The organism is Candidatus Beckwithbacteria bacterium (genome assembly GCA_026397255.1).
Taxonomy (GTDB): Bacteria; Patescibacteriota; Microgenomatia; order UBA1400; family CG1-02-47-37; genus JAPLVF01.
In genome coordinates, this window is record JAPLVF010000013.1 from 1 (window position 1) to 18,946 (window position 18,946).

At 38.5% G+C, this 18,946-nt stretch carries 21 protein-coding genes; 3 read left to right on the forward strand and 18 right to left on the reverse strand.

Annotated features, from left to right (window positions below; genetic code table 11):
* The coding region (locus tag NTZ93_02460) for a class I SAM-dependent methyltransferase (GenBank protein MCX6816699.1) at window positions 1-591 on the reverse strand (591 nt) is incomplete at its 3' end.
* A gap of 44 nt (window positions 592-635) precedes the next feature.
* Between NTZ93_02460 and NTZ93_02465 the strand changes: the two genes are divergently transcribed.
* On the forward strand, window positions 636-1,880 hold the full coding sequence (locus NTZ93_02465) for a DegT/DnrJ/EryC1/StrS family aminotransferase (protein MCX6816700.1): 1,245 nt from the start codon (window positions 636-638) through the stop codon (window positions 1,878-1,880).
* On the opposite strand, the gene NTZ93_02470 is transcribed toward NTZ93_02465, so the two are convergent.
* From NTZ93_02470 to NTZ93_02485, 4 genes are read right to left on the reverse strand one after another with little or no spacing between them, the layout of a single operon-like run.
* Complete coding sequence (locus NTZ93_02470) at window positions 1,852-2,973, reverse strand: DegT/DnrJ/EryC1/StrS family aminotransferase (protein MCX6816701.1); 1,122 nt, start codon at window positions 2,971-2,973, stop codon at window positions 1,852-1,854. The two genes, NTZ93_02465 and NTZ93_02470, sit on opposite strands and share 29 nt — an antisense overlap.
* Complete coding sequence (locus NTZ93_02475; GenBank protein MCX6816702.1) at window positions 2,912-4,225, reverse strand: oligosaccharide flippase family protein; 1,314 nt, start codon at window positions 4,223-4,225, stop codon at window positions 2,912-2,914. The genes NTZ93_02470 and NTZ93_02475 overlap by 62 nt, the downstream gene beginning before the upstream one ends.
* A gap of 4 nt (window positions 4,226-4,229) precedes the next feature.
* Window positions 4,230-4,940: a class I SAM-dependent methyltransferase gene (locus NTZ93_02480; protein ID MCX6816703.1), complete on the reverse strand. Its 711-nt coding sequence runs from the start codon at window positions 4,938-4,940 to the stop codon at window positions 4,230-4,232.
* 30 nt (window positions 4,941-4,970) lie between these two features.
* Window positions 4,971-5,699, reverse strand: coding sequence for a class I SAM-dependent methyltransferase (locus tag NTZ93_02485; protein ID MCX6816704.1), 729 nt, complete (start codon window positions 5,697-5,699; stop codon window positions 4,971-4,973).
* 27 nt (window positions 5,700-5,726) lie between these two features.
* On the opposite strand from NTZ93_02485, the gene gmd reads away from it, so the two are divergent.
* Together gmd and NTZ93_02495 are read left to right on the forward strand one after the other, a co-directional pair.
* The gene (gene gmd / locus NTZ93_02490) at window positions 5,727-6,761 is read left to right on the forward strand and encodes a GDP-mannose 4,6-dehydratase (GenBank protein ID MCX6816705.1); all 1,035 of its coding nucleotides are present in this window, start codon (window positions 5,727-5,729) and stop codon (window positions 6,759-6,761) included.
* A complete protein-coding gene (locus tag NTZ93_02495; protein ID MCX6816706.1) occupies window positions 6,761-7,141 on the forward strand; it encodes a hypothetical protein in 381 nt (126 codons plus the stop codon). Before gmd ends, NTZ93_02495 begins: the two co-directional genes overlap by 1 nt.
* Here the strand turns inward: NTZ93_02495 and NTZ93_02500 are convergent.
* The 13 genes from NTZ93_02500 to NTZ93_02560 form a co-directional block, all read right to left on the reverse strand.
* A complete protein-coding gene (locus tag NTZ93_02500) occupies window positions 7,134-8,219 on the reverse strand; it encodes a DegT/DnrJ/EryC1/StrS family aminotransferase (GenBank protein MCX6816707.1) in 1,086 nt (361 codons plus the stop codon). The genes NTZ93_02495 and NTZ93_02500 overlap by 8 nt on opposite strands.
* A gap of 3 nt (window positions 8,220-8,222) precedes the next feature.
* Window positions 8,223-9,524 carry a glycosyltransferase gene (locus NTZ93_02505; GenBank protein MCX6816708.1) on the reverse strand — a complete coding sequence of 434 codons (1,302 nt, stop codon included), beginning with the start codon at window positions 9,522-9,524 and terminating at the stop codon, window positions 8,223-8,225.
* Window positions 9,525-9,546: 22 nt separating this feature from the next.
* Window positions 9,547-11,109, reverse strand: a complete 1,563-nt coding sequence (locus NTZ93_02510) for a hypothetical protein (protein ID MCX6816709.1) — start codon at window positions 11,107-11,109, stop codon at window positions 9,547-9,549.
* Window positions 11,106-12,203: a glycosyltransferase family 4 protein gene (locus tag NTZ93_02515; GenBank protein MCX6816710.1), complete on the reverse strand. Its 1,098-nt coding sequence runs from the start codon at window positions 12,201-12,203 to the stop codon at window positions 11,106-11,108. Before NTZ93_02515 ends, NTZ93_02510 begins: the two co-directional genes overlap by 4 nt.
* A 4-nt stretch (window positions 12,204-12,207) precedes the next feature.
* Window positions 12,208-13,272: a radical SAM protein gene (locus NTZ93_02520; protein MCX6816711.1), complete on the reverse strand. Its 1,065-nt coding sequence runs from the start codon at window positions 13,270-13,272 to the stop codon at window positions 12,208-12,210.
* An 89-nt stretch (window positions 13,273-13,361) separates the two neighbouring features.
* The gene (locus NTZ93_02525; protein MCX6816712.1) at window positions 13,362-14,138 is read right to left on the reverse strand and encodes a class I SAM-dependent methyltransferase; all 777 of its coding nucleotides are present in this window, start codon (window positions 14,136-14,138) and stop codon (window positions 13,362-13,364) included.
* On the reverse strand, window positions 14,135-15,316 hold the full coding sequence (locus NTZ93_02530; protein ID MCX6816713.1) for a glycosyltransferase family 4 protein: 1,182 nt from the start codon (window positions 15,314-15,316) through the stop codon (window positions 14,135-14,137). The genes NTZ93_02525 and NTZ93_02530 overlap by 4 nt, the downstream gene beginning before the upstream one ends.
* On the reverse strand, window positions 15,313-16,065 hold the full coding sequence (locus tag NTZ93_02535; GenBank protein ID MCX6816714.1) for a class I SAM-dependent methyltransferase: 753 nt from the start codon (window positions 16,063-16,065) through the stop codon (window positions 15,313-15,315). Before NTZ93_02535 ends, NTZ93_02530 begins: the two co-directional genes overlap by 4 nt.
* Window positions 16,062-17,162 (reverse strand): glycosyltransferase family 4 protein, encoded by a 1,101-nt coding sequence (locus NTZ93_02540; protein ID MCX6816715.1) that lies wholly within the window; start codon window positions 17,160-17,162, stop codon window positions 16,062-16,064. Before NTZ93_02540 ends, NTZ93_02535 begins: the two co-directional genes overlap by 4 nt.
* Window positions 17,163-17,185: 23 nt before the next feature.
* On the reverse strand, window positions 17,186-17,836 hold the full coding sequence (locus NTZ93_02545; GenBank protein MCX6816716.1) for a hypothetical protein: 651 nt from the start codon (window positions 17,834-17,836) through the stop codon (window positions 17,186-17,188).
* Window positions 17,829-18,041: a hypothetical protein gene (locus NTZ93_02550; protein MCX6816717.1), complete on the reverse strand. Its 213-nt coding sequence runs from the start codon at window positions 18,039-18,041 to the stop codon at window positions 17,829-17,831. Before NTZ93_02550 ends, NTZ93_02545 begins: the two co-directional genes overlap by 8 nt.
* Window positions 18,038-18,223: a hypothetical protein gene (locus NTZ93_02555; protein MCX6816718.1), complete on the reverse strand. Its 186-nt coding sequence runs from the start codon at window positions 18,221-18,223 to the stop codon at window positions 18,038-18,040. The genes NTZ93_02550 and NTZ93_02555 overlap by 4 nt, the downstream gene beginning before the upstream one ends.
* A gap of 45 nt (window positions 18,224-18,268) precedes the next feature.
* A complete protein-coding gene (locus tag NTZ93_02560; GenBank protein ID MCX6816719.1) occupies window positions 18,269-18,880 on the reverse strand; it encodes a VanW family protein in 612 nt (203 codons plus the stop codon).
* Between the last annotated feature and the right edge of the window lie 66 nt (window positions 18,881-18,946).

Sequence of the window (18,946 nt, forward strand, 5' to 3'; positions counted from 1 at the left end):
AGAAACATTAAAATATTTTTTTAACAAACGGTTAACAACAAAAACCGGAAAGGTAAACATAAACAAATATGATGCCCGGATAACCGTAAAGCCGGCTGAAGTCAGTTTTTGTGTCAGTTCTTTTTTGGTGTATCGCTGCCGGGCCTGCATAACTTGGTCGTGCGGCCCAAATAACCAAGGATGGGCACAATCAGTAATTAAAATATAGCCCTTGGGCTGAAGTACCCGAAAAACTTCCTGCAAAACTTTAATATCTGATTTGATTCCCTGATGATATAAGACGTCAAAAAGAGTGACTAAATCAAAAGAAGAGGCTGGAAAAGGGAGGCTGTCCGCCGAACCCTGTTGCAGCTGGGTTAATCCCCGTTGACGGCAATATTTAATGGCTAAAGGGGATAAATCAACGCCACTGACTGTTCCAAATTCTTGCAGCATTAACATATTTCTCCCGGTGCCGCAGCCAACATCAAGGATTTTTGCCTGTTTTAAAGATAAGGTTGATAAAATGGCCGCGGTAAAACGCCGCTTGGCAACAAACCACCAGTGCCGGTCTTCCAGCTGAAACATTTTGGTATATTCCAAAGATTCCATAACTTGATTTATTTTATCCTACTTTATGCTAAGATACCTTTTGTATGCAACCGGCGCGCGAATATAATTTAAAGGAATTAGGCAAGCGGGCAAAATGTATTCCCGGACCGGAACCGAAACTAACCGGAGAAGCCCATGACAAAGTGATCGGGAAAAGGGCCAGACCGCTTTTTTCTAAAAATATAATCCCTGTTTGCGAGCCCACTTTAAACGCTAAGGCATTTATTTATGTTAAAAAAGCCTTAAAAACTAACTGGATTAGTTCTAGAGGAGAGTTTCTAGAGAAATTTGAAAACCTATTTGCCAAAAAAGTCGGCGCCAGATATGCGGTCGCTGTTAATTCTGGGACTTCAGCATTACACTTAGCCTTGGCTACTTTGGGTATTAAGGCAGGAGACGAAGTGATCGTCCCAACCTATACGATGATTTCTTCAGCTTTTGCGATTTCCTATTTAGGTGCCCAACCAGTATTTGTGGACTGTGATGATTATTATCAAATCGACTCAAAATTAATTGAAGCGGCGATTACTAAAAAGACTAAAGCAATAATGCCCGTACATATTTACGGACACCCGACGGACATGGATAAAATTGAAGCCGTGGCTAAGAAATATAAGTTAAGCGTAATTTACGATGCGGCTGAATCCCATGGGGCTAAATATAAAGGCAAACAAATCGGCGGCCGCGGTTCAGCCAGTTGCTATTCTTTTTATGCCAATAAAATAATTACTACCGGTGAAGGCGGAATGGTGGTAACCAATAATAAAGATTTTGCCGACTTAGCTAGAAATTTAAAAGACGTAGCCTTTTCGACTGAAAGGCATTTCTGGCATAAACGTTTAGGTTATAACTTTAGAATGACAAATTTAACCGCAGCTATAGGTTTAGCCCAAACAGAGCAATACGACAAATTAGTTGCCGCCAGAATTTATCATGCAAAATACTATATGAAAAATTTATCTGCAGTTAAAGGAGTTAAGTTTCCCCGGACTGCACCATGGGCAAAAAATGTCTATTGGATGTTTGGGTTTGAAGTGCTGCCCGAATTTGGCATGAGTAGAGATGAATTAAGGAAATTTATGGCACAAAGAGGAATAGAAACACGGACCTATTTTGTCCCCTTACACTTACAACCATATTATTATCATGAAAATAAAGGGAAAGTTTTACCAGTATCAGAAAAGCTAAGTGAGACTGGCTTATACATTCCCTCTGCTTCCAATTTAACAAAAAAACAACAAGATCGAGTCATTCAAGTGATTAAACAAGCCGCGAAAACTGCTCAATAACACGGCAGATATATTGCAATTCTTTCTCAGCTAGACTGGCAAAAGTGGGTAAATTCATACCCTGTGAGGCGATTTTGACGGTGGCTGGAAAATCCTGAGGGCAATTATAAGCTTTGTATGCCGGCAGTAGCGGAATCGGGAAAAAGAAAGGCCGGGTTTCAATGTTTTTAGTTTTTAAATAAGCCATTAACTGGTTACGGGTGCGGCCGAATTTATTTTTATCAATTAAGATAGAATACATCCAGTAATTAGATTTGGCATAGGCTGCTTCATTAGCAATAATCACTCCGGGAATGTTTTTTAAAAGCTTGGTGTATTGTTGAGCAATTCGTCTTTTTTGCCGAATAAATTTAGGCAATTGTTGTAGTTGTCCGATACCGACGGCTGCCTGAAGATTAGTCATGGCGTAGTTATAGCCGATAGCCGGATGGTAATAAGGATGAATGGTAATTTTTTTAGCCTGATCGCGATAAAATTTGGCGGTGTTGTAATATTTTTTATTGTTGGTAGTAATCATCCCGCCTTCACCGGTGGTCACAATTTTATTACCAAAAAAACTAAAGGTACTAATATCTGCCTGACGGCCGGTTGGTTTACCCTTGTATAACGAACCTAAAGATTCAGCTGAATCACTGATTAGTTTTAAATTATATTTCCGGCAAATTGCTTTTACTTTGTCAAAATCGACCGGATGGCCGTAAAGATCAACTGTCATAATGGCTTTAGTTTTCGAGGTAATTTTGGCTTCAATTTTATTAATATCAAGATTATAAGTTTGAGGCTCAATATCCACAAAAACTGCTTTAGCACCAGTGTAAGTAATAGCATTGGCCGAAGCGACAAAGGTTAAGGCGGGCACAATCACCTCATCTCCAGAACCAATCCCTAAAGCGATCAAGGCTAAATGTAAAGCAGCCGTTCCATTACCGACTGACAAGGCGTATTTAACACCAACAAATTTAGCTAATTTAACTGCAAATTCTTCCACATAAGATCCGATTGAAGAAATCCAGCCTGTATTCAGACAGTTATTAACTAATTTTTTTTCGGTTGAACCGAAAACCGGTTTGGCTAAAGGAATAAAAGAGTTCACGAAAGTATTTTACCTCTTTTCTGCCAAAGGAAAAGTCATCACAAAAATGCATGCCGGTGCGGCGAACCAGGATCATAAAATTACCAAGGCCGCTGATAAACCAAGTCAAAACTAAACTGACTGCCGTGCCAACGGCGCCGAAATGAGGGGCTAATAAATAATTTGAACTAACTAATAAAATCAAGCTGAAAAAACTAATCCAAATAATCGGTTGATGATTACGGGTGGCAAATAAAACATGATCATACGGAGCAAAAATTATTAAAATTAATTGACCGAGTAACAACCAAGCAAAAACCGGAACACTGGGTAAGAATTGGCGACCGAGAACCAAGGAAATTAGCGGATAGCGAATAAAGTAAAGCAATAATAAAAATGGAGCAAAGAAAACAACGGAAAACTTGACGGCTAAATTAGTGTAGCGTTGAATTTCGTCTAACTGACCCAAGTGATAAAGTTGGGATATTTTTGGGAAAAAATAAGTCATCAGTGAACCGGATAATGTTTTAATAAAACCAAAAAGTCCAAAAGCCCCGGCAAAAAAGCCAACTACTTCCACGGAATGAGAATGCCGCAAAATCAAAGGGATGCTACTATCCTGGAGATAGGACAAAGGCATAATTAAAGCAAAAGGGAGACTGTAGTGAAAATATTTTTTAGCTAAGGATGGGGAAAATTGTAAAGGTTTAAATCGCCAGAGCCAGTAAAGACAAAAACCGAACAAGACGATCGTTTCTACTAAAATAGATAAAGAGTAACCAAAAGCATTTTTAAAGACTAAAATAATTATCCCTAAACCCAGAAGTTTAACGACTTTGGCAAGAAGGTGGGAAAGATTGGGCGGCCAGGACTGCTGTAAGCCTTCAAAGGTAATTAAAGTGGCCTCGGCAATCCGGGAAAAAATTTCGTTGACCAATAAAATTATAAAAATCCAGGATAACTGACCCTTAATTGTACCGGCAATTAAGGCCATAACCACACAGATACTTAAAATGATTAGCTTCATGGTTAAAAAAGTGCCCAGGGTTTGCCGGGGCCGATTCAAAAAAGCAGTGAAGTGAATATGAGCCCGGGAAAGGCCAAAATCAGATAAGGCCATAATTATCCCCAAAAAGCCAATTAGGTAGGCGACCTGGCCAAAAATTGTCGGGCCAAAAACCCGGGCAGAAATCGAAATGGTGAAAAAAGAGATTAATCCACCGAAAACGTTAGCAGTTAATTGAGTCAAAACATTCCGACCAAGCTGAAACATATGATTATTTTCGGCCCACCGCCACTTGTTGCGTGGAGTGATCACCACTAATTAAAAACGGGTTATAACCTGTAGAAAACACGACCGTATTAATCACCCACCGGAAAAGATCAAAATGAAACCGGCCCAATGTCAATAAGCTGGAAGTATACATTTTTTTTAACCAATAAGGGTGTGATTGATATATTTTGACTTTTTTAAAATAAATTTTCAAAAAAGATTGCAGTTGTTCCGGAGTATATTCCCGGACATGCAATTTGTCTGTCAAACCGACGACAGGTTTAATAGGAGTAGAAATAATGGCGCAGCCGTTAGGTTTTAAAACCCGACGGATTTCTTGAAGCATGGGTTGGGGCCGGGATAAATGTTCAATAATTTCTGTGGCTAAAACGACATCGAAAAAATTGGCTTTAAAGGGTAATTTAAAGGCAGAAGCATGGAAGAATTTCGCTTTAACCCGGGTAGCGGCATAATTGAGACTGCTTTGGTCCAAGTCGACTCCATATAACCTGGCGCGCTTAATCAAGTTTAATAAAACCCCATCGCCGCAACCGATATCTAACAAACGTTGATTTGCTTTTTTGGGTATTAATTTAATTACTTGTTGATAACGGGCAACAACAAAGGCGTTAAAAATAAATAGGTTCCGGCTGACTTGTTGCCAATGATAATTAGGTGAACGTGATTGATATTTATTAAAAATTATAGAAGACATAAAGGAATTATATCCTAACTATTTATTTGTTTATCTTTTTTGTAATATAACGTAGCACCTAAAGGCTAATAATCCCCTAAGAGGAAAAAGTAGCTTCTCAATAATTCTGACTAGAGGAAATAACCAATCGGGTATTAATTGTTTATTCTCAAAACCGCCGGATAACGGATAGCGAACAAAACTAAATTTTTCTCTTTTTATTATATTAAATTTCCCCTTAAAGAGTTTATTAAATTTATCTAGCTGTTTAAAAAAAAGCAGGAAAGGGATGGCTTGATTTGAAGACCAAGGGATTTTCTTAGGCTTATTTTTAGAAGCGGAAAAAACGTCTACGTTAAAAATAAACGGCTCGGGATGAAAAATTCTATAGATAGGTAAAGAAAAAGGGCTGGGAAAAGGTTCCATCAGGATTATTTTCCCTCCTGTTTTTAACACCCGGCAGGCCTCCCGAAAGAATCGCAGTGGGTCTTGGAGATGATGTAAAACATCAATCATCACAATATTGGATAAGGAATGTTTCGGAAAAGGAAGATTGTGAGCATCGATACATTTATCTAACCATTCGCAAGGAACAATATCTGAAGAAATAATCTCCGGATAATATTTTTTAAAATTACCGATACCGGAACCGATTTCCAGAGTTTTTCCTGGTTTAAGGTCTTTAATAATTTTTTTATACCAATCGGAGTAAATAATTCTGAGAATTTTTTTGGTTTCCCAGATTCTTCGGTATCTTAACAACCTTTGATAATCATCCATAAACTATATTATAATGCCTAAGTTTATATGAAAACGGCTTTAATTACCGGTGTAACCGGACAAGACGGTTCCTATCTATCTGAATTATTACTGGAAAAAGGATATAAAGTCTATGGATTACAAAGGAAGACAAGTCTTCCTAATTCCGCTCGCATTGATCATATTTATGATAATCCCAATTACCCAAACTTTTTTACCTTTTATGGCGATCTGAGCGATGGTTTAAGCATTAATCGGATTATTCATCAAACTAAACCGGATGAGATATATAATTTAGGCGGCCAAAGTCATGTCAAAGTCAGTTTTGACATCCCCGAATATACTGCCAATACAACCGGTCTTGGCGCCTTGAGAATATTAGATGCAATCAAAGATCAAAAAGCCGCCACTAAGTATTACCAAGCAAGCTCATCGGAAATGTTTGGTAAAGTCCTGGCTAGCCCACAAGATGAAAATACACCTTTCAATCCTCAATCTCCGTATGGTCTATCAAAGTTATTTGCTTATTACACTACTAAGATTTACCGGGAAGGTTATGGTATTTTTGCTTCCAACGGTATTTTATTCAACCATGAATCTCCAAGAAGAGGGATAACCTTTGTTACCAGAAAAATTTCCATCGGTCTGGCTCAGGTAAAACTAGGATTGCAAAAAACCCTGAAACTTGGCAATATCGATGCCAAAAGAGACTGGGGTTACGCTAAAGATTATGTCGAAGGCATCTGGAGAATTCTCCAATATTCAAAACCTGATGATTTTGTTTTAGCCACCGGTGAGACCCATACGGTAAGAGAATTTGTTGAAGAGGTGGGAAAATACCTTAATTATCAAATTGTTTGGAAAGGCAAGGGGGTCAAAGAAAAAGGGATTGATAAAAAAACTAACAAAACAGTTATTGAGATTGACCCGATATATTTTCGGCCGACGGAAGTCGATATGTTATTAGGTAATCCGAAAAAGGCTAAAAAAGTCCTGGGCTGGAAACCAAAAGTAACCTTTAAAAAATTGGCGGAAATTATGGCAAAAAGCGACTTTGATTTAGTCAAAAAAAACAAACTCTGATGGAAAAATATTATTATAAAAAAACTTTAATTGGCATTAAGATTACTAGCTTAACGAAAGGGTCTAATCCTCAAACTGACACCCAGGGACCAGTGGGAGTTTTAACTTTTAAGCATCCCCGGGGCTCTCGTTTTCCCGCCCATGTTCATAAACCCGTTAAAAGAATTACTCACCAGCTTCAAGAATGTTTTATTGTCAAAAAAGGCCGGATAAAAATCAATCTTTACGGTCCTGATAAAAAATATTTTAAAACTGTGGATTTAAAAGAAGGACAATTATTCTTAACGGTTAACGGTGGCCATGAAATAACGGTTTTAAAAGACTGCGAAATATTTGAGATTAAAAATGGGCCTTACAAGCCGGATAAAGTTTTTATTTAACAAACTGCTTAATTGACTGACAGATATATTCAACTTGTTTGTCGGTCAAGCTCGGAAAGGTCGGCAGACAGACGCCGTGTTCATACCCGTAAACCGCATTAGGAAAATCTTGATTGTTTTTTAAGTAGCTAAAACATGGCTGCAGGTGTAACGGATAGAAAAAAGTTCTTGCTTCGACTCCTTTTGTGGACAAAAATTTCATCAGCTTGTGAGCTTTTTCGGATAGAATTCCCACTCTAAAGGGTATCCACTCGGCGCCTGCTTCGGGTTTAAAAAAAGTGATTCCTTTTACTCCTTTAAGTAAGTCCTGATAAAGTTTTAGTAAATGAGCTTTTCTTTGCTTTATTTGGTTAAGCTTGGCAAGTTGGGTTAAGCCTATGGCGCTTTGAACATCGGTCAGGCGGAAGTTATAGCCAATTCGCGGGTGGATAAAACTACCCCTGTCAATCCTACCTTGATTTCTTAGATATAAAAGTTTTTCATAAATTTTTTTGTCATTGGTGACGATAAACCCGCCTTCGGCCGTGGTGATGGTTTTATCGGCAAAAAAAGAAAAACAGCCTGCTTCCCCAAAAGTGCCGGCATGCTTTTCTTTCCAGTGCACCCCAATGGCTTGAGCGGCATCTTCGATAATCATCAGCCCATATTTTTTGGCAAATTTCCCCACTTCGTCCATATTGACAACTGTTCCGTAAATATGCACCGGCATTACTGCTTTTGTTTTTTTGGTGATTAATTTATCCGCTTGAAACAAGTCAATTTGGAAATTTTCCCGATTAACATCCACAAAGACAGGCTGGGCACCAACCATTTCCACTGCCGTAGCCGAGGCAATAAAAGTAAAATCAGGCACTAAAACCTCATCGCCTGCTTTTACTCCCATAGCTTTAAGGCCCAAGTAAAGAGCTAAAGTGCCATTAGGGGCAAAAACACCGTAACGGCTACCGATCAGCTGAAGCAGTTTTTCACTAAACTGTTGGCTTTTTGGCCCTTCGGTAATCCAATTACTTTTAAGACATTCAGTCACTGCTTCTATTTCTTCTTTGCCAATCCACGGTGAAAATTGAGGCACTTTCATAATTTAATTATTCCTAAAGATTAAATAACCCTTGGCCGCCATTTTAAGTAAATAAAAACCGTGAGTCAATGGTTTAGTTTTAGTCTCACCATAAGTCCGCGGATAATAACGAATGGGAATTTCGCCAATCTTTAACCCCATTCTGGCGGCACCGTAAAGCAGTTCAAAATCACCGAAGGGGTCCTGAAACCCTAAAAATCCCCACCGTTGATAAAGCAAGTTATAGTCTCTTTTAAGAATTGACTTAATTCCGCTTAATACATCAGTCGTTCTTTGGCCCAAAAAGAACGAAAACCATTTCGCGAACACAATGTTTCCCAACTGATTAACGAGTGGCATCGCTTTATTACCTTTAGGATAAACAAATCGGGTACCTTCAATAAATTCAAACCTGCCAGTTTTCATTGCCTGATAGAAGTAGTCAATATCGCCCGGGTCGGATGTGCCGTCGCCTTCATAGATAATGATTATTTCGCCTTTAGCGGCTTTAAATCCGACCCTGGTGGCATCACCCTGGCCGATGCCCGGCTGGCCCATCACGCGAATATTTTTATGAGGATACTGATTGATCATTCTGAATATTTCTTTCCTGGTGCCGTCAGTGGAATGGCCTTCGACAAAAAGAATTTCCTGCTGGTCGCAAATCCTGGGAATTGATTTAACTATTGGTTCGATATTGCCTTTTTCATTTCTGACGGTGATACAAATAGTTAAACTTTCGGGTAATGCTTTGGGGAATAGATACGGTTCAGACCGACCAATAATAAACTGGTCCAATTTAAAAAAATCAAAGAAAGGAATCAAAACACTAATAAAATTAAATAATCGTCCTAAACCAAATAAATTTAAAGGAAAAATTGTCCTTCTAAAAACTCTGGTAACTTGAAAATTAACCCCCTCAAGATAAGTTCTTAAATCATTAACGGATAACCAGTTTTGTACCCCCTCTTTTCTTTTTAATCCCAATTTCTCAGCCAGCGCCAAAATCCCTTGCCATAAATAGTTGTATTGATAAATTAAAATTCTAGTAGAAGGATGACAGGCCCGCAGAATATTCTTTAAAATTCGGAGCATATCAGTTGTTTGCCCTAAGACTCCGTTTAAAATAATATAGTCAAATTTTTCTTTAGGAAGATAATTTTCATAAGCACTGTTTATTGCTACAGTCCCTTTTGTCGGACATAATGAGTCAAGAATTTTTGCGTCATCTGCCCCTAAAAAAAGAATTTTTTTATTGGGAGGAATAATGAAAGAAAAAGTTTTTCTGATTCTTTCATGATAATACTGATGTTGCCATTTTTTCATATTGTGATAAATTTTTGTTTTATCATATCTTATAGATCAAAAAATTCCTGTTTCTATAGACAAGTTGGAAATTAAGGGCGGGATGGTTACTGCTAACGATTAAATATTGGAAGGGGTATTGTTGCTGGATTTTGATGAAATCTGATTCACGAAATTGAGTGGAGCTTTTTAAAGCTTCCATTTTATCTTGCCATAATTTGCTATATTCCCAACTATAAAAAACCGCACCCCCATCTTTGAAGTCACCCACAATACTCCTTTCGGAGAAGTTCCTAAAACCGGAAATGTCCGGGGGAATCAAAAAAACCGCAGTTACCGGCGTATTGACCTTGGCCCATTTTTGCACATCCTGCCAAGTATCATAATGGGCCAGACTAACCAAGGGGTTAGGGTAATAAAGATAGTCAGGCAGATTAACTTTGGGTTTAATTAAGAAAAGCATGACTAATAAATGACCGGTCAGAACCAAAATAATAAAAAGGGGCAGGTAAGAAAATTTCTTCGGCTTTAATCTAAGCAGTTGGGGTTTAACAATCAGCAGAAAGGGCAGAGACCAGATGGCGGCAAAATGCCAAACAGTAAGATGATCTCCCCAAAAATAAACACCGCTAATAGCCAATAAGGTCAATAGTTTAACGAAAAACGGGCCGGTCGTGACCAGCCGGCAGCAGGCAGCGCTAAAGGCAATCAAGCTGATAATAAAAATAAAATTTATCGACCGCAAGAGTTGGAGTTGAATTAAATCTGCAACCGGAATGACGGCGCTAATAATAAAATGAAACAAGAACAACCCGGCACAGATTTTTAAAAATAATTTCATTACATAAGCGTATTTAGAAAAAAGTTTATCATTTAGAACCAGCCAGGATGTACCTAACAATGATAAAAATAAACCAAAATTACCCCAACCGCTCCAACGCCAAAGATGAGGAAAACTATAAGTGCCGCGGGCACGTAAAGTCTCCAGCCAAGCTTGATTTTGCCCTAAATTTATAAAAGCAAAAAGAGGAAACTTTTTTTGTTTTTTTAGCATTAGCCACAACCACAGCAGGCCGACGGGTATGGGAATTGACGGATTAGTGAAGGCCCCTAAAAGAATCAATAATAAACCGGAAATGAATTTCCGACGCAAAATAAAGCTTAAGGCCAGTAAAGACAGCGCCAGACTAAGATCTCGGCTGACAAAATAAAAATGATGGGTCATGTAGCCGATTTGGGCGGCCCATTTGGGTAAAATAAATAAAAATACGGCTAAAAATCCAATCATCGATTGTCGATAGATGGTTTTGGCCAAATAAAAGACAGAGAGATAAAGCAACCATAAGCTTAACAAATAAAGAAGCAGGTGCGTCCAGGCTAAATTAAGACCGCTAATTTTGCTTAACAATACCGGAACGTAATTAAAAAGAGAATAGCTAGCATGGGGTTGGGAAAAATAATAGTCATTAGGATAAAGAGAGGGGTTGAGCAGCTTGTTTAAATAAGGCAGGTAGTGATCGTGATCCAAAACGCTAAAATAATAGCCGGTTAATAAGGGGCTGATAAGGGTGAGGACTGTGACCCAAATAATGTCTTTTGGTTTCATAATGATCTAAGTAAACTGATTTCTTTTTTAATGATGGTTTGATTATTAAATCGGTGAAGAACAGTCTGACGGGCTTGTAAGCTTATGTTTTTCGCTTTTTCTGGCTGATCAATTAAACTTTGAATTCCCTGTGTTAAACCTAAAATAGTATTTTCTACCAATAAACCATCTTTGTTGTTACTAATAATAAACTGGCTGTAAGGTTTGTCAGCGACCACGCAAGAAAGACCGCAAGCCATCGCCTCGAGCAAAGCCTTGGGGCTGCCTTCATGAAGTGAGGCCATGATAAAAATATCACCGGACTGCAAAAGTTTTGCCACTTGATCGTGAGGCAAGGAGGGAATAATTCTCAAATTAACGGATAAATCTTTAGCCAGAGCCTTTAATTTTTCCTCTAACCTGCCGTTGCCGACAATTGTCAGCCGGATTGGTCGCTGGGTTTTTACCTGACTGACTGCCTTAATAACTGCTTCAAAGTTTTTCTGATAAACCAACCGGCCGACAGAGATGATTTCCAGATATTTTCCCGGTTTTTTCTTTTGCGGTTTAAAAAGAGCGGTATCCACCCCGTTGGGAAGCAAAACCAATTTATTTTTAGGGATTATCCGAGAGACTTTATCATACATTTCCGGGTTAGTGACAATAACCCGATCGCTAAATTTCAAGCCAAAATATTCCGTCAATTTAATAAACGGAGGGATTAAATGATGATCTTCTTTTTTGGCAAAATAAGTATAATCATAACCGTAAGTACTGACTAAAATGGTCGGCCATAAAATTTTGGCAATTATTCCCGGCCAAATTCCTAATATTTGTTTAACTCTTAAAACCTGACACGATTTTAATTGCTTAAAGTAAATAAAAGGAATTAAAAAAGTATAAATAAATCTTGGTAGCCCGGTTTTATTAACAAATAGTTGAATATATTTGGGGAAGGGGTTAGGTTCGTCATCATAGGAAAAAACAAAGGGCCGGCCAAAGGCCGGTAAATAATATTTTAAATAATTGTTAAACCAATGAATGTCCCGACCGCTTTGACGATAGGTTTTAAAACTGTCTCCCAAGTTTAGTAGAATCCCCAACTGAGGTTTCATAAGCTTATTTTAACCGCAAATGGCAACAACCGACACACTGAGTCCGGAATTTTCCCGCCTTAATCTGTTGCCGGAACCTTCGGTAAACGGAATTATTCCACAACTTCATAAACGGAGTGTCTAAAACTGAGCCGATTTTTAAGTTAAAACAGGGGTAGACATCGCCGAAAGGAGAAATCCTCGCCAAATGAAAGATTTTATTACAATAAAGACGGCTTAAATCGACTTTGCCGGAATAATAATCAACAACTTCTGGTAAAGACAGGCTGGGCGAGAAACTTAATCTAACGCCAAGTTTTTCAGCGGTTATCATGGCCAACTGCAAGCTTTTTGCTAATTTTGTTTTGGGAAGTTTTAAAAGTTTCTGACAGTAATCTATTTTTAAATGTCGTAAATTTGGATGTAAATCGTAGCCGGAACGATCTAAGGACGGGTCAAGCAGCTGAAAGTTAAGCCAGTCAACTTTTAAGTCTTTGGCCAATTTAACTGTTTGATCCAAGAGTGGATAGTTTTGCGGTAAAATTAAAGAATTCATTGTAATCGTCGGCGTTGGTTTATTCTGTTGTTGTTTTTCCAGCTGAATCAGCTTTAAACTATGCAGTGTTTTTTTAAAACTGCCTTTGCCCCGACCTTGGTCATGAATCGCCGCTGTCGGTCCGTCAAGGGAAAACATCAAGGTATCCAAATCGAAGCTAATCAAAGCTTTAATCTGCTCTTTAGTAGCGGCGGTTAAGTTGGAAATCATGCCGACACGGTGCTTTTTCTTAGCATAAGCAACAATGGTTAAAATATCTTTATGAATTAACGGCTCACCACCAGTAAAAGACAAAGCAGTTTGAGCGGGAACCTGATCAATGACTTTTAAAATTTCCAGAGTTAATAACTGTTTCCGTCGGGTAATTTTTTTCACCACTTCTTCCTGACGCAGATAGCAAAAAGTGCAGTTTAAATTACAGCCATAAAGGATTTCAAAAACCACATTGATGGGAAATGGCGACCAACCGTTAGGCCAAAAAGAGAAAAATTGCTCGTAAACCGGGGCTAACTTTCTTTTAATTACTTGGAGCATAAAGATGAATATAAGTCTAAATGAGTCTCTAAAATTTGTCCACGCTCAAATGATTAAAGTGTCTCCCGGTGATAAAAATAAACCTAAATTCATAAGGATTTTTTAATAACTATTCTAAACCCGGTTGATTCATTAATATTTTGGCCGGCTTTGGCTTTTTTATATAAAGCAATTTTTGAGTATAAGCGCAAAGATAATCCGCCCAATAAATCAATAAAGCCGATCCAAGGTGAATCATAAGTCACCGCTCTGAGGCTGATAATGTCAAAACCGGCTCTTTTAAGGATATTTTTAGCCTGAGCTAAAGAATACTCAATTTTATGGTCCGGGTCGGCAAACGGGTTTAAGCCGACTTTTTTTTGCAGCTGCTTCCAGGAAGTATTGAGATTAGGAATAGCAATAAAAGCCAAACCCCGGGGCTTTAATAACCGCCGAATTGAGGCTAATAACTGATTTCGTCTAATAATGTGCTCTAAAACATCCAAGCAAAGAATTTTGTCAAATGACTGGTCTTTAAATTTTAATTTTTGCTCTAAATTAAATTGTCTAAAAACAACATTGGTAATATGCTTATCAGCGGCGGAATTTCTAGCAATGGTGAGTTGTTTTCGGTCATAATCCAAACCGATAATTTTCCGGCATTTAACGGCAGTCTTTAAAGTGTGCTGACCGTTATGACAGCCAAGGTCCAAAACCACATCCTGCCGGTTAATATCCGCCAAATACCAGAGCGGCTCGATGTTAATCAAATGTTTTGGGTGAATGGCATATTTACTTTTACCGGTAAGCTGCACCAGTCTCATGGAAACAGCGGACAGGACTTTAGTTTTTTTTATTAACCAAACAAAAGGATAAAGTAATTTCATGTTAAGCGGCGATAAAGAGCTAAATACTGGTTAATAATTTGTTGGCGGTTAAAGCGTGTTTGTAATAATTCTAAACTTTTTTGGGAAAATTGTGTTGTATTTTTCATGGCCTTAACTAATGCCTCTGCCACCTGGTCAGGTTTTTCCGGATCAACTAAATAACCATTGTCTTTCACCAGCTCCTGGTTACCACCGCGATTGGAGGCGACGATCGGTAAGCCGAAACTTAACGCTTCCAAGCCGGCGCGGGACAACGGTTCCGGCCAGCGGGAAAGAATCGCAAAGGCACTTGCCTGTTCATATAATTTCAAAGTTTGCTCATGGCTTAACTTGCCTAAATATTTACAGTTCTTGGGAAACTCGGACTTAAAACTGGGGTTAATGTTACCGCAAAAAATAAATTGGTATTGAGGTAATTGTTCGGCGGCCTTAATTAAACAATCCGTACCTTTGCCAAAAGACAACTTTCCTACTGATAGAATCATCCTTTTATTCTGGCTATAGCCCTGAGTTTGTCGGGGGCCATGGCCCTGAGCTTGTCGAAGGGGAGGCAAATTGTAAATCCAACTAACTTTTTTTACTCCATTATCCTGGTAGATTTTAGCTAACTGGGGCGAAACCGCAATTACTTGCTGGCAGCGGTTTAAAAACCACTTCAGTTTATACTGCCATAACTTGGCCAGAACCAGTTTCCACTTGGCCGTTCCGCCGTATCTTGACTGATATTCAGGAATCTCTTTATTAATGTAATAGCCAAAACCACATTTTTTTTGCTGTTGGGTAAAGCATAAGGCTAAAGGGCATAAAAACTTAAAGTCGCGCACCGTCGCTACCACCGGCTTATGGGTCAGCCAGCCAGCTAAAACTGCTCCGGGTAAAATATACTTACCGTGAACATGAATTAAGTCAATCTTTTTTTGCCTGATAGTTTTAATAATAAAATAAGCTGAATAAAACCAGAAAAAAGGATTATTAAACCAAAGCGGCGATAAAATCCGGCCGGGTTTAATTTTTTTAGGAAAGGGGAATTTTAAATCGGGTGATCGACCGCCTAAGTCAGGCGACAAAATAACCACTTTAATCCTGCGGCGTAGGCCTTCGGCTAAAGCGTGCAGGCTGTATTCAGCGCCGGAAACAGCATGCGGATAAGCGTATTCACTTAAAAAAATAATATTCATTTTAAAAGAGTGATAAAATTTTGTCCGCCTTTAATTCTTCCAGAACCATCAGAAACATTTTTATAAGATGTGCCTGTGGCTAAGATTTTAAAGCCAAGTTTGCGGCAAATTTGTTTCATTTTGGAAACACGAATGACTAGGCTGGTTTGATTGACAGGAGCGGTAGTAATTTCTTTATAGCCTTTAAGGAAAAAGCGGATTTGATCCAGGGGATTTAATTTTGAAAATTTACCAAAATACAATTGAGCCACTCCGCCAACTTTAAGACAACGACGGGTTTCTTTAAGATAACTAGTTAAATTCTCATAATTTGGCAAGTGTTGAAGGACAATAAATGAATAGATAAAATCAAGACTGTCGGAAGCAACAGCAATTGAACAACCGGAGGTGGTAAGAAGTTTAAAATTTGTTTTACCCTGAGAGGTTAAAAATTTAATAACGGTGTTTTTTTCTTCATGAATGTCAATACCAACCACTTGTTTAAAATAACTACAGGCAGCATTAAGAATTCTCCCCCCGCCATAGCCTATTTCTAAAGCAATTTTTTCTTCGGGATTGTTAAGATGTCTACAGACCGTTTGAGTGAGAATATGAAAAGTTAAATCCCAATAACCTCTCTTGATTGATTCATTAATATCTTTTGATTTATCAAACCACGCCTGAAATGCAGCCATGCCTTTTTTTTTACTGGCTTTAATGGCTTGGCTGTATTTTTTTCTATGCTTAATTAAATCTGAAGACTGACTCATAATTGATTAAATATCTTTAGCTGAGTTTTAATATTTTTCCTCCAAGTGAATTTATTAATAACATATTTTAAGGCTATTTTGCCCATTTTTTGCCGTAAATCCGGTGATTTAATTAATTGAAGTATTTTTTCCACCCAATCATTAACATCCCCTGGTTTAGCTAAAAATCCTGTTTGGCCATCTTGAATAATCTCTCTTATTGAAGAATTATTATTGCCAATCACCGGGATACCACAGGCGCCGGCTTCAGTCAAAGTCATACCAAAACCTTCTTTTGAAGAAGGTAAAACCAGAATGTCAGCTAAACGGTAAAGTAATACTTTGTCAGATTCCGGAACAAAACCGGTAAATTTGACTCTATCAGTTAAACCTAAATTCTGAACCTGTAATTTTAATGATTTTTCCAATGGGCCTGTGCCGGCATAAATTAAAACTGTGTTTTTGTTGCCAATTTTGTCTAAAACTGTTAGTAAAAATGCCGGATTCTTCCGCTGTTTTAACCCACCGACAAATAAAATCACGAAATTACCTGCCAAATCCCAGTGATCAATAAGTTTTTGGGGTTTTGGACCAGGCTGGAATTCCTTGCCAACGCCATCATAAATTACAGAAATTTTTTCTTCCGGATAGTTTAATCTTGTAATAATTTCGTTTTTAGTAAAATGGCTAACGGCAATAAGGTGATCAAAATTCCTGATGACGATTTTATCAATTAAGTGATTAATACCCTCTTCCAGGTGATGATAGGTAGCGATAACCGGTACCTGAGGATAAAGTTTTTTAAAAACGCTGGCAGCCGGACCGACAAAATAAGGGTTATGGACGCGTAAAATATCAAATTTTTCTGCTTTATAAGTTTTAATTAAATACGGCAGGACAAAAGCAGAAAATACATGGGGCGGAAACATGGGTTTAATCGGGGCATATGCTACAGTTAAGTTTTTGTGTTTCAGATATGGCCGGTTTTTGGGCAGTAAGCTGAAAACTTTAACCCCTGCCTGGCAAAGCCGGTTAATTACTTCCCGGTCATAAACTTCCCCGCCGGAATTACTTTCCGGACTTAATCCCAGCTCTGGTGAACAAATTTTTAAACCCATTCCCTTATTTTACTGTACTTCTCTTAATCTTTAAATGTTGCGCTGGCATTACCGTACAAAACCTGGCTCTTATAATTACTCCAAAGCCAGCGGCTAACATATCTTCTCCGGTACGAAGCAGTAGCGCTAGTCATTTTTCGGTAATTTTTCAGCATCGCTTGCCTGGACCGATCCTGCGCTTGCCGGGCGGTTTGCCCTTTTATTAGAGTAGTAACCACTAAGTTTGACGGTACAAGAAATAATTTAGCCATTGAATCAGTCAATGGCCTAGTGCGTTTATCGGAATCATAGCCTAAAATAAATTTTTGGTTATAACCGATAAAGGCTTTAGCTCCCTCTTTGATTAATACTTTACCCAAAGTAATCCCGGCATCACAGCTCCGGGCATAAATGATTGTTCCGGCCACTGCCGATTTTTTGCCGGTTTCCAAAAGCGGTTCAAAATCCTGACCGGTAATGGTTGTGCTATTGCCATGACCGTTCAAAAACAGAATCGCGGGCTGGTTAGATTTAAGACAACTGTCAAAATTCTTTTTATTGGCCTTCTTTCCGGCCAAGTCATAAACAGCGAATAATTTTTGTTTGGCGGCTTTGATTACCAAAGTTGACCAATAATACAAATAGTTAGTTGCCTCATCATGATTGGATCTTGTTACCAGAAGTGATTTACTCATTTTGGTAAATTGCCCCGGATACCAAATCTTTCAAATATTCGAGCTCTACCCGCATTATTGTTTTTCCGATTTCATCTTCTTGTTCAATGTGTTTAATTACCGCCTGCTTATTCAGCCTATTTCCGCCAATTGCCATATTAAGATTTTCCGGCATTAATTTAGCCCGAGCCAAGGCAATTTTTTTTATTTCATCTTTCGCTCTCATTTGAGAATTTTTAGTTTAGTTAATATTTCTAAAATCTCTTTTCCGACCGGCGTGTTTTGTTCGACTTCCAAGTGGGCGGCATTCCAGGTTAACGGTTCGTTAGCAATAACAACGACTATTTCGTTTCTGATAGACAAGGGCAAATTAGCATAGATTTTCAAAAAATCTGTTCTCTTATCCATGTAAAAAATTATAGCACAAAATTTTACTTTACTTCCCGGCTCTTTTCACTTACTTACAGTCACGGTTAAATTCTGGCCGTCAAAGTCAAAACTGAAAGTAATCGGCTGGTCCAGATTGTTAACAATATACAGATTTCCTAAGGGGTTGGGGCTTAAAATTCCCACACCGTATTCTTTGGGGACTTCATTAATCTGGGCAAAATTATGGTCAGACGGGCTATGGGCAGTTAAACCGGCATCTTCAGCCGCCCAATACATGAGCGAAGCTAAGTGGCAGACGCCGTCGCCGATCAGATGGCCGTCAGACTTAAACCCTTCTGCGCCGTTAAAATGGGCATTAGTGGTTTTAACTACATTGGCCGAATAATCGGGCAAAGTCTTCTCATGGAAAGCGAATTTTTCACCCGGTTTTAAAGTAAACTGGGTTTTAAACGGCTGGTTAATCCTGTCCCAATCGATCTGACTTTTGTCAGTCACCTGATTATCCAGATAGTATAGGGTTAAGAGAATATTATCCTTAAACACTCCGCTCACAAACTCATTATCATATCTGTTTTCCAGGTTAATACTATGGGATGATAAAACCGCATTGGACGCCCCCAAAATTTGCGGTTGGGCCAAGGCTAAATGAAGCGACAGAATCAGTTCATAAAGCATATTTAAGGGGATATTATACCATATTATAGGATATTTGCCAAACCCCACAGAATGGTTTAATCTAAA